This window comes from Sphingomonas kyeonggiensis, assembly GCF_014204495.1.
GTDB lineage: Bacteria > Pseudomonadota > Alphaproteobacteria > Sphingomonadales > Sphingomonadaceae > Sphingomonas > Sphingomonas kyeonggiensis_A.
The window spans coordinates 110,065-123,249 of record NZ_JACHLN010000004.1; the positions used below are offsets into that span (position 1 = coordinate 110,065).

The following is a 13,185-nucleotide window of genomic DNA, read 5'->3' on the forward strand; positions in this document are numbered from 1 at the left end:
GGTTCAAGGCCGTTCGGGCTCACCACTTGTTGTTGATGACATCCTCTGGCCGACGCGAGACGTCCCATTGCTCGCTCGGGCGGTTCAGCTCGTCGGGGAACAGCACCTCGACGCTGCCGTCGATCCCTGCGGCCTTGAGCGGCATGGTGAAGCTGCGCTCGATCGCGCGGCGGGTCGCATCCCGGGCCATGCGCATGTACGGGCCCGAGCGCGCCTGGTTGAGCAGTTCCTGCTGCCCGGCCTTGCGGTTCGCCTCGTCGAGCTTGCCCCCGACATTGGTGACCGAAAGCAGGATGCCGCCATTGTCATACTGGCGGATGGCGTTGAGATCGACCGCGGGATCGGTCGCCTCGACCGCAGGCAGCTTGATGGTGAGCCGCTTGTTCGCGGCATCCCAGGTGACGTCGTCCTGGCCGAGCTTCGACAGATCGACTTCGTAGCGGACGCTGCCCGGCATGATCATCGTCTTCTGCGCGGTAAGGCCGAGCTGGCTCTGCTTCGAGGTGACCACCGCGACGAACTTGGCGGCGAAGGCGGACAGGCGGTTCTGCTCGCGCAGCCCCTGCAGGCTGGCCTGGGCAACCGTCTCGGGCGTGGGGCCCTGGAACTGGCGCTTGATCGTGTCGCCGATGAACCAGAATCCGGCGCCGAGCATCAATGCGATCGCCAGCAGGATCGCCAGCGTCACGCCCAGCAGCTTCAGGCAGCCGCCCCCCTGCTTCACGCTGCCATCTTCCAACTATCGCCCTCCTCGATCACGAGCCCCCGATCGCGCAGGTCGATCAGATGCGCGAGCACCGACCGGCCCGCCGCGCCGTTTAGGCGCGGGTCGAGGCCTACATACATGCGCTCGACCATGGCGGGAACCGCGCCGACATCCGCCTTGAGCAGGCGCAGGATCTGGCCCTCGCGCTGCTTGCGGTGGCCGATCAGCCCGCGCACGAACCGGTGCGGCCGCTCGATCGGCTCGCCATGCGCGGGGAAGTAGATGCGGTCCTGCGCACGCGCCATCAGCACCTCGAGGCTGCGCATATAGGAGGCCATGTCGCCATCGGGCGGCGCGACCACGGTGGTCGACCAGCCCATGACATGATCCCCGCTGAACAGCGCGCCGCTCTCCGCCAGCGCGAAGCAGAGATGGTTGGAGGTGTGGCCGGGCGTGGCGACGGCGGTGAGCGTCCAGCCCGGACCCGTAACGGACTCGCCGTCCGCCAGCACGCGATCGGGCGCATAGCCGGTATCGAAGGCGGCATCGGCGCGCGGGCCGGCATCGGCGAGCGACAGCGGAGCACAGCCGATGATCGGAGCTCCGGTCAACGCCTTGAGCGGGGCTGCGGCGGGGCTGTGGTCGCGGTGGGTGTGGGTGCAGAGGATCGCCACCACCTTGCGCCCGGCGATCGCGCCGACCAGCGCGGCGATATGCTCGGGATCGTCGGGCCCCGGATCGATCACGGCAACCGCGGTCGTGCCGACCAGATAGGTCTGCGTGCCGGTATAGGTGAAGGGCGAAGGGTTGGGCGCCAGCACCCGGGTGACCAGCGGATCGAGCGCCATGGCCAGGCCGGTCGGAGCGTCCGTGGGGATGTCCATGCGCCCGAGATGGCCTTTGCGGCGGCGCAGCGCAAGACTGGCCTCGAAAACGAAACGGGGCCGGCTGCGAAGGAGTGGCGGCCGGCCCCGTCGAAGGGCGTTCGTGAAAGGGGCAACAATCCGAACGCCCTTCCCCTCGCGGGTTACTTGTCGGCGTTGGTGCCGCCCTTTTCGAGCTCGGCGATCGCCTCATCGATGCCCTTCAGTGCCTTGGCACGCTGCTCGGGGCTGAGGTCGGGCTGGCTCTCGATCGAGCGGCGGGCAACCTGCAGGCCGATCGTAGCCGAGCGCATGCCGACCCGCTTCGCCTCGAACGCGGCCTTCTCGGCCTGGACAGTGATCTTCTCGATCCGGTTCGAGCAGATGATCATGATCTTCTTGCCGTTCCGCTCGAAATTCTCGACGACCGGCTTGCCGTCCGTGGTGTCGGTGCACTTGCTGTTGCGGACTTCGGGAACGCGGGCGCGAAGCTCGTCGATGTCCGGCATGTCCTTCTCGGTCTTGCTGCCATCGGCATGCACCATCACGATCTTGGTGACGCGCTTGCCGTCCTTCTTGTCCTTGCCGTCCCCGGTGACCGTATAGCTGTAGGTGCGGACCTTGACCGGGCCTTCCGGCGCTTCCGGGGCCTCGGGCACGGCAGGAACGGCCTGGGGCGAGGCAGGAGCAGGCGGTGCCGGCGGCGCGGGCACGTCCTGGCCAAGCTTGATGCCGGTCACCTTCTCCACCTTCACCTTGATGGTCTCGGCGGCCTGGGTGCCGGAAGCGGTGAGGCCGAGTGCGGCGAGGCCCAGCGCCGTGGTGCCGACCAGGCCGGCGGCCAGGCGAGCGGGGGAATTCTTGTGGGTCTTCGAAAGCATGCGGAGCCTCCCTTTGACTTCGTTGATTGTGTGCAAGTGACATGCCGCCGAGACCGCACCCCCATGCGCGGACTTGACGATCGCACGGCCATAAGCATGGCGCAGTGCCTGGGCGCGGCCGGCGAGCACCAGGGCATCGCAGGCCATTTCCTGGTCGGCGCGGAAGGCACGGAATGCCCGCCAGGCGACCGGATTGAACCAGTGGAGCGCAAGGACGATGAGCGCGACCCAGTTGGCGATCAGATCGCCGCGAACATGGTGGCCCAGCTCATGGGCGAGCGCGAGATCGCGCTCCTGCTCGTCGTAACGCTCGTTGAAGTCGCACGGGAAGGCGACATATTTGCGCATCACCCCGAAGGCGAGCGGCCCGTGAACCGCGTCGGTCTCGATCACCCGGACCTTGCCCTGGGCGATGGTGCGGTCGATGCGCGCGGCCCTGAGCAGCTTGGCGCAGTGCCGACGGTGCGCGATCAGGTGATAGGCGAGGAACGCCAGCGCGCCGAGCGCCCACAGGCCGATGGCAAGGATCAGCAGGCTGGGCCCGCTCGCACTATAGGTGGGAGCGACCAGCGCCGCCGTGGCGGGATGGCTGCCGCTGCCGATCTCCACGATCGTCACGGCGCTCCTGTCGATCGTGGCGGGCAGAGCCTCGGGCTTGATGATCCCGGTGACGATCCCGGGTACGTCCGCCTCGCGGACGAAGGGGGCGATCAGGCTGGTGAGGGTCCAGTCGCCGGGCAACGGCGGCATCAGCAGCCGGAGCACCGGCATCGCCCACAGCGCATAGGCCATTTGCGGGCCGAAGGCCCGGCGGACGGGGCCGCGGCTGACGAGCACCAGCAGCATCAGCAGCGTGCTCGCGATGAAGGTCTCGACGATCCAGCCGGTCATTGCTTGAGATCCTTCAGCAGCGCCTCGATCTCGGCGATGTCCTGGTCGGTAAGCTCATCGCGCTCGGCGAGATGGGCAACCAGCGGGGTCAGCTTGCCGCCGAACAACCGGTCCATCAGCTTGCGCGACTCCCCCGCGACATAGTCGCCACGGACGACCAGCGGGCGATAGAGGTAGCGGCGCCCCTCCTCCTGGTGCCCGATGATGTTCTTGGCGAGCAGGCGCCCGAGCAGGGTCTTGACCGTATTGGCGCTCCAGCCGCGCTCGGTGGGTACGCGCTCTGCGACTTCCTGGGCGGTGAGCGGCGACTCCTCCCAGAGCACTTCCATCACGGCATGCTCTGCATCGCTGATCCGTTCCGTCATCACGTCCCTCTTTTGCTGACTACGCCTGTAATCGTCACGATTACGCTTGTAGTCAAGCGGGTGAACGCTGGCTGAACGGAAATGGAGGGCTTTGCCGCGGGATGGTCGGCGAAACCCGCCAGAACTGTCGGAATCGCTTACAAGTGCGAACCCTGGTTAACACTCGCTAACCAGCAAAACCCTCAGAGATCTGCGGTTCGTGAAAACTGGCACGCGGACTGCAAAGTATAGAGCACCCCAAGCGTTCAACGCTTCATTTCAGGGTGGGTCGACCGCTACTTTCCCCGGTCTCGCGTCGACCCACCCGACCCGGGTTCCCCAGAACGAATCGAGCAAGTGACGTCACGACGTCGCATCATGGCGGCGTGCAGCCATGACGTCATGAAAAAGGCCGCCACCCACAAAGGGGTGACGGCCCGATATTCCGAACGCGTGCCGCGAGATCAGGCGGCGGCGTTGTCGACGAGAAGCTGGGCGAGTTCGCCGCTCTCGTACATTTCCATCATGATGTCCGAACCGCCGACGAACTCGCCGTTCACATAGAGCTGCGGGATGGTCGGCCAGTCGGAGAATTCCTTGATCCCCTGGCGGACACCCTGGTCCTGGAGCACGTCGACGCTCTCGAACTCGGCGCCGAGATGGTTGAGGATCGCCACCGCGCGGCTGGAGAAGCCGCACTGCGGGAAGAGCGGGCTGCCCTTCATGAACAGCAGCACCTTGTTGCTGTCGACCAGCTGCTGGATGCGGGCCTGGGTATCGTCGGTCACTTGGTCTTACTCCTCGACAGGCGCTTCGGTGGTGAGCTGGAGCGCGTGGAGCACGCCGCCCATCCGCCCGCCGAGCGCCGCATAAACGGCCTGGTGCTGGCGCACCCGGGGCATTCCCTTGAACATCGGCGCGACTACCCGCGCCGCATAATGGTCGCCGTCCCCGGCGAGATCGGTGATCTCGACCCGGGCATCGGGGATGCCGGCCTTGATGAGATCCTCGATCTCGCTGGCCGCCATCGGCATCAGATCTCGCCCATCAGCTGGCGACGTGCCTCGACGGTCTGCTCGTCGAGCGCGCGGCGCACTGCGGCGTCATCGGCCTCGACCCCGGCGGCGAGCAGGTCGCCCAACACCTTGCGGATCACGTCCTCGTCACCGGCTTCCTCGAAATCGGCCTGGACGACGGCCTTGGCATAGGCGTCGGTCTCTTCCGGGGTGAGCTTCATCTGGGCTGCCGCCCACTGGCCGACCAGCTTGTTGCGGCGGGCCGTGACGCGGAAGGCCATGTCCTCGTCGCGGGCGAACTTCGCCTCGAATGCCTTTTCGCGATCGTCGAACGTGGTCATTGCAGTCCCCTATATGGCGTTTGGTGCGGAGATAGGGGGGCGATGGGCGCTAGGCAAGCGAGTGCGGCCCGAACTCCACGGGCCGGGGCCACTCCTTCGTCCATGCGCGCACCCGGGCAGGCGCCGGAAAGCTTGACGGCCAGCCCAGGAATAATAATAAACAGAGTACTCGCTCTTTTATTGGATTCGCATGCGCACCGTCGATCCCGTCAAACATGCCTTCCAGCGACAGGCCGTCCTCGCCGCGGCGCGGGCCTGTTTCATGCGCGATGGCTTCCACAGAACCAGTACCGAGGCCATCCGCATCGAGGCCGGCACGAGTTCGGGCAAGCTGTTCCACTATTTCCCGACCAAGAAGGCGATCATCCTCGCCGTCGTGGAGGATCAGAGCCGGCAAACCGCGAGCTGGATGGAATCCCTGCGCCGGCAACCGCAATTCCCCGCGGCATTGACCGCTTTCCTCGACGGGATCCTGCACCTCGCCAGCGACGCGGGCGAGCGACGGCTCATCCTGGAGATTGCAGCGGAGGGCGCGCGCGACGCGGATGTCGCCGCGGCGAGCATGGCCGGCGATCGGCTGCTGGAGGAAGGGCTTGCGGCACTCCTCCGGGACGCCACCGCCCGGGGCCAGGCGCATCCGTTGATCCCGGCCGACCATGCCGTCCGCTTCCTCATGGTGCTGGTCGACGGGATATTCAGCCGCGTCGCCGTCGACGGGAACTTCGATCCCATGGCGGAGCGCGCCGCGCTGGCAACCGTGATCCGAGCGATTTTCGGCATCGACGCGACCGACCGCGATGCATGATCGGATCACCAATATCGATGCGGTCCGGGGAAGCGCCCTGTTCGGCATTCTGGTGGTCAACGCCATGGTCTTCTCCTCGCCATGGTATGGGACCGGTCTCATGCCGCCGGGCGGAAGGGGCCCGCTGGACGACGCCCTCGCCTTCGTGATCTCCACGGTCTTCGAGCTGAAATTCTACCTGCTGTTCTCCTTCCTGTTCGGCTACAGCGTCACCCTCCAGATGCAGTCGGCGGAAAGGGCGGAGGCCGCGTTCCTGCCGCGCATGCTGCGCCGTCAGGCCGGGCTGTTCCTGATCGGGGCCTGCCACGCCGTCCTGCTGTTTCATGGCGACATCCTCGCCACCTATGCCGTGCTGGGCCTCCTGCTCCTGATGACGCGGCGTTGGAGCGATGCAACCAGGCTGTGGCTCGCCGCCGCCATCATCCTGGCGACAGCGGCCTTCTGGTTGCTGCTGGCCCTCCTCCAGGCGAGCGAGCCGATGCGGCAGGATTCCGTGGCGCTTCAGCAGCACGCCGAAGCAGTCGCCGCTGCCTTTCGGGGGTTGATGCCGTCGATCGTGGGCCAGCGCCTGGAAGAGCTGCAGTCCTTCCTGCCGATGCTGCTCCTGCTCCAGGCACCCTGTGCACTGGCGATGTTCCTGCTCGGTTTCGTCGCCGGGCACCGCCGATTCTTCGAGGCGCGCGAAACCTATGGGGCATATCTCGGCCGGGCATCCCGTTGGGGGCTGCTGGTCGGCCTGCCGGGAGGCCTTGCCTATACGGCGGCGGCCCAGCTCGCGCCCGGCTCTCCGCTTGAAACGGCCGCACTGGCCCTCTCCATCGTCACATCGCCATTCCTGACGATGGCGCTGATGGCCGCAATGCTCACGATATTCGATTCCGGCCGGACCGGGCCCTGGCGCGAGTATCTGGCTAGCGCCGGCCGCATGGCGCTCTCCAACTACCTCCTGCAATCGCTGGCCTGCGCCTTCATCTTCTACGGCTATGGCCTGGGCCTGATCGGGCGCCTGTCCATCGCGCAGACGCTCGGCACGGCCATCCTGATCTTCGGCGCCCAGCTGCTCGCGAGCCACTGGTGGCTTCGGCGCTTCCGTTATGGCCCCGCCGAGTGGCTGTTACGCGCAATGACCATCGGTCAATGGCCGCAATGGCGTGCCGACCGGCATGCCGGCGGATGAGAAGGCCCGAACCCACCACATCGCCCTGACGTGAAGCAGGGGAAGGGAAAGCTCAGACCCGCACCACGACCTTCCCGATCACCTGGCGCGCGGCCATCTTGGCGATCGCCTTGCCGCCATCGGCGAGCAGGAACGTCTCGGTGACCTTCGGCGCGATCTTGCCTTCGGCCCAGAGGCGGAAGAGATGCTCGACATGGGCCTGGTTCGCCTTGGGATCGCGCGCCGCGAAGGCGCCCCAGAAAACGCCGCACACGTCACAGCTCTTGAGCAGGGTCAGGTTGAGCGGCAGCTTGGGGATGCCCGCGGGGAAGCCGACCACCAGGTAGCGCCCTTCCCAGCCGATCGCACGCAGCGCCGGCTCGGCATAGTCGCCGCCCACCGGATCATAGATCACGTCGGCGCCCTGCGGCCCGAGCGCCGCCTTGAACTGCTCGGCCAGCGCTTTCGACTGGTCCTTGTCGAACGGCGCACGGCCGTAGACCAGCGTCTCGTCGGCGCCCGCCGCCTTGGCCGCCGCAGCCTTCTCCTCGGAGGAAACCGCCGCGATCACCCGGGCGCCGAACGCCTTGCCGAGCTCGACCGCCGCCAGGCCGACACCGCCGGCCGCACCGAGAACGAGCAGGTTATGCCCCTCGCGCAGATGGCCGCGATCGAGCAGCGCGTGGATCGTCGTTGCATAGGTGAGCAGCAGCGCCGCGCCTTCCTCGAAACTACGTCCATCGGGCAGCTTGAACAGGCGGAAGGATTCGATCGCTATCCTTTCGACCAGGCCACCATGGCCTGTCACGGCGATTACCCGGTCGCCAACCGCCCAATCGGTCACGCCCTCGCCGACGCTTTCGATCACGCCGGCGATCTCGCCGCCCGGTGCGAAGGGCCTGGGCGGCTTGAACTGGTATTTGTCCTCGATGATCAGGAAGTCGGGATAGTTGATCGCGCAGGCCTTCACCGCGACCACCACCTGCCCCTTGCCGGCGACCGGATCGGCGACTTCCTCGAGGATTAGAGTGTCAGGTCCGCCCGGCTCCTTCGAGAGCAATGCCTTCATGTCCGCCTCCTACAGCGATCCACGGGCGCTCTTCGGCCACCGCGGATTCGAATTTCGAAATCGCGGTATCCTTTGCCAGCGTCATGCCGATCTCGTCCAGCCCTTCCATCAGGCACTGGCGGCGGAACGCGTCCAGCTCGAAGGCGAAGCGGTCCTGGAAGGGCGTGGTGACGGTCATCGTCTCGAGGTCGACGGTGATCTCGTCGGTCTTCGCAACCTCGACCAGCCGATCGACGGCTTCCTGCGGCAGCACCACCGGCACGATGCCGTTCTTGAAGGCATTGCCCGAGAAGATGTCCGAGAAGCTCGGCGCGATCACCGCCTTGATGCCGAGATCGGCAAGCGCCCAGGCGGCATGCTCGCGGCTGGAGCCGCAGCCGAAATTGTCGCCGGCGACCAGCACGGGCGAACCGGCATAGCGGGGATCGTCGAACACATTGCCCGGCTGCGCGCGCACGCTTTCGAACGCGCCCTTGCCCAGCCCCTCACGCGTGGTGGTCTTCAGCCAGTGCGCGGGAATGATGATGTCGGTGTCGATATTCTTGGCGCCCCACGGATAGGCGCGCCCCTCGACCTTGCGAACGGCTTCCACTTATTCTGCCTCCCGGTTCAGCGGGCGGCTGCGGTCTCCGCCTTCGCTTCCATGACCCTGCCGGTCGTTGCATAGGCTGCTGCCAGCCCGCTCAGCACCGTTGCTGCGATCAATGCGACAAGCGCACGCTTCATGCTTCATCCCCTTACGCATCCTCCGACATCAGCTCCCTGACATCGGTGAGGCGCCCCCGTATCGCTGCTGCCGCCGCCATTGCGGGTGAAAGCAGGTGCGTCCGCGCCCCAGGACCTTGTCTTCCTACGAAATTTCGATTCGAGGTGGAAGCACAACGTTCGCCGGCGGGGACCTTGTCGGGGTTCATGGCGAGACACATCGAGCAGCCCGGCTCGCGCCACTCGAAGCCTGCCTCGCGGAAGATGCGGTCCAGCCCCTCGGCCTCGGCCTGGCGCTTGACCAGCCCGGAACCCGGCACGATCAGCGCCTGGCGGATGCGATCGGCGACGTGATGGCCCTTCACCACCGCGGCGGCGGCGCGCAGATCCTCGATCCGGCTGTTGGTGCACGAGCCGATGAAGACATGCTCGATCGACACATCTTCCATCCGCATGCCGGGGGTGAGCCCCATATAGTCGAGTGACTTCTGCGCGGCGATGCGCTTGGCCGGATCCTCGAAGCTCTCCGGATCGGGCACGGCGCCGGTGATCGGCACCACATCCTCGGGGCTGGTGCCCCAGGTGAGCGAAGGCGCGATGTCGCTGGCCTGCAGGATCACGCTCTTGTCGTAGACGGCCCCGGCATCGGTCGGCAGCGTCTTCCAATAGGCGACGGCCTTGTCCCAGGCCTCGCCTGCCGGTGCCAGCGGGCGCCCCTTGATATAGTCGAAAGTCGTCTGGTCCGGCGCGATCAGGCCCGAGCGGGCGCCGCCCTCGATCGACATGTTCGAGACGGTCAGCCGCCCCTCGATCGACATGGCGCGGATCACGTCGCCGGTGAACTCGATGACATAGCCGGTGCCGCCGGCAGCGCCGATCCTGCCGATGATCGCCAGCACCACGTCCTTCGGGCTCACCCCGAAGCCGAGCGTGCCGTCGACGCGGATCTCCAGCGTCTTCGACTGCTTCAGGAGGAGCGTCTGGGTGGCGAGGACATGTTCGACCTCGCTGGTGCCGATCCCGAAGGCGAGCGCACCCAGCGCGCCATGCGCGGAGGTGTGGCTGTCGCCGCAGACGAGCGTCGTGCCCGGCAGCGTGAAGCCCTGTTCGGGACCGACGACATGGACGATGCCCTGCCGCGCATCGAGCGCGTCGATATAGGGCACGCCGAATTCGGCGACGTTGGCCCGCAGCGCGGAGAGCTGGCCGGCGCTCGCGGCGTCGGCGATCGGCAGCTCGTGGCCGGCGGCATCGACGCGCGCGGTGGTCGGCAGATTATGATCGGGCACCGCAAGCGTAAGGTCCGGACGGCGCACCGGCCGCCCCGCCGCGCGCAGGCCGGCAAAGGCCTGGGGGCTGGTCACCTCATGGACGAGGTGGCGGTCGATATAGATCAGGCAGGTTCCATCGTCCCGGCGCTCGACCACATGGTCGGCCCAGATCTTCTCGTACAGAGTGCGCGGTTGAACGGTCATGCGGGCGCTTTAGTCGATTCTTGCGCACAGGCAAGCGTTCGTGCAATTTTCCATCGCATAGTTGAACTATTCTCCAGCCTGGCAGCCGCATACGGTTACCGGGCTGGAGATAGGAATTGCGGATGGCGATCGCCACTGCGGCAAATCCTCCCCCGGAGGGGGAGGATTAAAGAAGCCCCTAGCGCGCGCCCTTCGCGGCCTCGGCCTTGAGATAGGCCTGCAGCGCGACGATCTCCTGGTCGGTGAAGGCCGAGAAACCGGCGCGGGCGACGACGCCCATCAGCCCCAGGTCACGCTTGCTCATCCCCTGCCCCGTACGCATCAGCTTGTTGAACGCGGCAGGATCGTAGGAAGCGACCATCGGCGCCAGCGCGGGCACCTTGGTCTTGCCGTCCTCCATCGTGCCGTCCTCATGCAGCTTGTGGCAGGCCTGGCAGGCGACGCTCGAATAATAGCGGCCGACATCGGCAGGGCGCTTCGCCGCCGAGACATTGGCCGGGGTCGCCATCGCGGGCAGCGCGCCGGTGAGCAGCAGGAAACGGCCGATCGGCCCGAAGCGGTTTTGCGCCTTGCTGTCCTGCGGGCCAGGCTTGAGCGTGCGGATCCAGGCGATGATCCTGCCGAGATCGTCGTCGGAGATATGGCCCAGCGAGTGGCTGGGCATGATGAAGGTCGAGCTGCCGTCCTTCTTCACGCCGTGGCGGATCAGCCGGGCAAGCTCGGCATCGCTGAGCTGCGCCGCCATCCTGGCGATCGGCGGCGGCGCCACCGTACCGAACATCGGATCGGAGAAGATCTGCTGCCCCTGCCCCTCGGCCGCATGACAATCGCGGCACATGACGATCTTGGCGAGGCGGCCGCCTTCGGCCACCGACGCGGCATCCTTCGGCACGGCGATCGCGACTTCCGGCACGGCATGGCCGCGGCGAAGCACCCATTCGGAACCCGCAAAGACGATGATGGCAAACAGCACGGCAAGGCCGGCCAGAACGGCCAGTCCACGGAATATCCAGCGCATGTATAATTCCCAAGGCTCAAAAGTGTATCAAGCCACTAATACACAGCCGACCCCGGCGGATTACACCGCGGCCGGACCTTCCTTAGGGGAGACGTAAGACGGATCATGCGCGAAAGGCAGTGGCCTCCCGCCGCGCAGCGTATCCAGAACTTCTGCGAACCCGGTCTCACACCGAAAGCCGAGTCTTTGCTCGGCGCGGGCTGCGTCATAGATGCGGCCGATGCTCCTGGGAAGTTCCCATCCCTTTGCACGATATAACTCCGGTGCATCGGGGAAATGACGGGCAATCACCGCGGCGGCATCGCGCTTGAGTTCCGAGCAATCCTCGCGCGAGAAGGGTGTCGGCGCAGAAACGATACAAGTATCGAAGCCGATTTCTGGCGCCTTCTCCAGCGCGACCAGATGCGCCCGCGCCGCGTCCTCTACCGTGAGACGGCGATTAAGCAGCTCATTCGCCTTCATATTCTCGCCGGACAGCGCATGGTGGGTATCATCATCTTCCGGGAAGAAACGGCTGGTGCGCAGCACGACGCAGTTGAGCCCGTCGTTCAGCCAGGCGAGCCGGCACAGCTGCTCGGCGGCCAGCTTGGTGACGCCGTAGATGTTGCGCGGCTCGAGCGGGCCTGAGGCCTCGTCGAGCCACACCGCCGCGTCACCGGCCTCGTCGCGGATCGCCTGGCTGATCATCAGCGAGGTGGTGGACGTGAACACGAACCGGTCATGCCCGGTCTTCGCAGCCGCCTCGAGCAGGTTGAGCGTGCCGGCGACATTGACGTCGATGAACGCCTGGGCGGGATAGCGGACGATGTCGGGCTTGTGCAGCGCGCCTGCATGGATGACGGCTTCAATGCCATGCTCGGCAAAGATGCGATCGATCAGCGTGCGGTCGGCGACCGAGCCGAGGATATCGGTGTCCACGCCGGGAGCGACATCGAGGCCGGTGACGCTGTGGCCATTGGCGCGCAGCAGGGGCGCGAGGAAGCGGCCGAGCCAGCCGGACGAGCCTGTCAGGAGGATGCGCATGAGGGGGGAGGTAGCGCAGGCGCCCCACGCCCTCAATCGTCACCCTCGGCGAAGTAGCTTTTCCCCGGCGAAGGCCGGGGCCCAGACTTGAAAGTCACGCGCCTTGGCGCGTCTTCGCCGCGCACTGTTTAGTCTGGGCCCCGGCCTTCGCCGGGGAAAGGAAATGCGGAATCCGCTAGGAAAGCGCCGGCACCGGCGAAGCCTTGGCCTCCGCCGGCTCGCGCGCGTCCTGCCATTCCGTCCGCCGCTTCACCCGGAAGTTCAGGAACAGCACCGGCAGCTTGAGGAACAGCAGCTCGGAATGGATGAAGGTGTCGATCCCCCGTTCCCACCAACGGGACTCGCGCTTGCCGTTCGCCTTGAGCCAGCCTTCATAGGGGGCCCAGTGGCTCGGCTCGTCCTTCTCGATGATCCGGAAGATCTTCATCAGCACCTTGTCGCCGGTCACCAGCGGATGCCTGAGCAGGATCTCCACCTGCTTGTGCCCGCGCTGCTCGGTAAGCGAGATCACCCGGCAGAGCTTCTCGAACTGGTCATCCTCGGCGATGATCCGCTTGGTATCGAGCTCGTCGATCGTCCGGCGGAACATGATCTCGACGAAACGGTCGATATGGCCGCAGGTCCGATCGACCTGGAGCGGCATCTCGCCCCGCAGCTCGAACCAGCGCTTGAACATGACATAATGCTTGCGCTCGTCGGCGCGGTGCTTCTCGATCGCGGCGATCAGGGCGTGGTCATCGGGCGCACGCGCCTTCACGGCCTCGAGCACCCGGTCGATGCTCGTATAGCCCCGATGCTCGTTATAGATGTAGATCGAACCGAGCAGGTCGAGGTAGCGGCGGCGGAACCAGTCGATCATGGGCGGAGGCTACGCCCTTGCGCAGCCCCCGGC

At 66.2% G+C, this 13,185-nt stretch carries 15 protein-coding genes; 2 read left to right on the top strand and 13 right to left on the bottom strand.

What is annotated here, in order from left to right:
• Positions 1-19: 19 nt before the first annotated feature.
• The 7 genes from HNP52_RS19405 to HNP52_RS19435 form a co-directional block, all read right to left on the bottom strand.
• Positions 20-739: a DUF4230 domain-containing protein gene (locus HNP52_RS19405; RefSeq protein ID WP_260396273.1), complete on the bottom strand. Its 720-nt coding sequence runs from the start codon at positions 737-739 to the stop codon at positions 20-22.
• On the bottom strand, positions 721-1,590 hold the full coding sequence (locus HNP52_RS19410) for an MBL fold metallo-hydrolase (protein ID WP_184169463.1): 870 nt from the start codon (positions 1,588-1,590) through the stop codon (positions 721-723). The genes HNP52_RS19405 and HNP52_RS19410 overlap by 19 nt, the downstream gene beginning before the upstream one ends.
• Positions 1,591-1,733: 143 nt before the next feature.
• Positions 1,734-3,341, bottom strand: a complete 1,608-nt coding sequence (locus HNP52_RS19415; RefSeq protein WP_184169465.1) for a M56 family metallopeptidase — start codon at positions 3,339-3,341, stop codon at positions 1,734-1,736.
• A complete protein-coding gene (locus HNP52_RS19420; RefSeq protein WP_184169467.1) occupies positions 3,338-3,706 on the bottom strand; it encodes a BlaI/MecI/CopY family transcriptional regulator in 369 nt (122 codons plus the stop codon). The genes HNP52_RS19415 and HNP52_RS19420 overlap by 4 nt, the downstream gene beginning before the upstream one ends.
• Positions 3,707-4,149: 443 nt before the next feature.
• A complete protein-coding gene (gene grxD / locus HNP52_RS19425; protein WP_184169469.1) occupies positions 4,150-4,473 on the bottom strand; it encodes a Grx4 family monothiol glutaredoxin in 324 nt (107 codons plus the stop codon).
• Positions 4,474-4,479: 6 nt separating this feature from the next.
• On the bottom strand, positions 4,480-4,719 hold the full coding sequence (locus tag HNP52_RS19430) for a BolA family protein (protein WP_184169471.1): 240 nt from the start codon (positions 4,717-4,719) through the stop codon (positions 4,480-4,482).
• Positions 4,719-5,042, bottom strand: coding sequence for a DUF1476 domain-containing protein (locus tag HNP52_RS19435; protein WP_184169473.1), 324 nt, complete (start codon positions 5,040-5,042; stop codon positions 4,719-4,721). Before HNP52_RS19435 ends, HNP52_RS19430 begins: the two co-directional genes overlap by 1 nt.
• Positions 5,043-5,232: 190 nt before the next feature.
• On the opposite strand from HNP52_RS19435, the gene HNP52_RS19440 reads away from it, so the two are divergent.
• Both HNP52_RS19440 and HNP52_RS19445 read left to right on the top strand, forming a co-directional pair.
• Positions 5,233-5,847: a TetR/AcrR family transcriptional regulator gene (locus tag HNP52_RS19440; RefSeq protein WP_184169475.1), complete on the top strand. Its 615-nt coding sequence runs from the start codon at positions 5,233-5,235 to the stop codon at positions 5,845-5,847.
• On the top strand, positions 5,840-7,024 hold the full coding sequence (locus tag HNP52_RS19445) for a DUF418 domain-containing protein (RefSeq protein ID WP_184169477.1): 1,185 nt from the start codon (positions 5,840-5,842) through the stop codon (positions 7,022-7,024). The genes HNP52_RS19440 and HNP52_RS19445 overlap by 8 nt, the downstream gene beginning before the upstream one ends.
• A 52-nt stretch (positions 7,025-7,076) precedes the next feature.
• Here HNP52_RS19445 and HNP52_RS19450 read toward each other — a convergent pair whose 3' ends face one another.
• The 6 genes from HNP52_RS19450 to HNP52_RS19475 all read right to left on the bottom strand — a co-directional run bounded on the left by HNP52_RS19450 (position 7,077) and on the right by HNP52_RS19475 (position 13,152).
• Positions 7,077-8,072: an NADPH:quinone oxidoreductase family protein gene (locus HNP52_RS19450; RefSeq protein WP_184169479.1), complete on the bottom strand. Its 996-nt coding sequence runs from the start codon at positions 8,070-8,072 to the stop codon at positions 7,077-7,079.
• Entirely contained in the window at positions 8,035-8,664 is a 630-nt protein-coding gene (gene leuD, locus HNP52_RS19455) for a 3-isopropylmalate dehydratase small subunit (protein ID WP_184169481.1), read from the bottom strand. Before leuD ends, HNP52_RS19450 begins: the two co-directional genes overlap by 38 nt.
• 145 nt (positions 8,665-8,809) lie before the next feature.
• Positions 8,810-10,252 carry a 3-isopropylmalate dehydratase large subunit gene (gene leuC, locus HNP52_RS19460; RefSeq protein WP_184169483.1) on the bottom strand — a complete coding sequence of 481 codons (1,443 nt, stop codon included), beginning with the start codon at positions 10,250-10,252 and terminating at the stop codon, positions 8,810-8,812.
• 178 nt (positions 10,253-10,430) lie between these two features.
• Positions 10,431-11,270 carry a c-type cytochrome gene (locus HNP52_RS19465; protein ID WP_184169485.1) on the bottom strand — a complete coding sequence of 280 codons (840 nt, stop codon included), beginning with the start codon at positions 11,268-11,270 and terminating at the stop codon, positions 10,431-10,433.
• A gap of 60 nt (positions 11,271-11,330) precedes the next feature.
• Entirely contained in the window at positions 11,331-12,293 is a 963-nt protein-coding gene (locus HNP52_RS19470) for an NAD(P)-dependent oxidoreductase (RefSeq protein ID WP_184169487.1), read from the bottom strand.
• A gap of 175 nt (positions 12,294-12,468) precedes the next feature.
• Positions 12,469-13,152: a ferritin-like domain-containing protein gene (locus HNP52_RS19475; RefSeq protein WP_184169489.1), complete on the bottom strand. Its 684-nt coding sequence runs from the start codon at positions 13,150-13,152 to the stop codon at positions 12,469-12,471.
• Positions 13,153-13,185 lie beyond the last annotated feature (33 nt).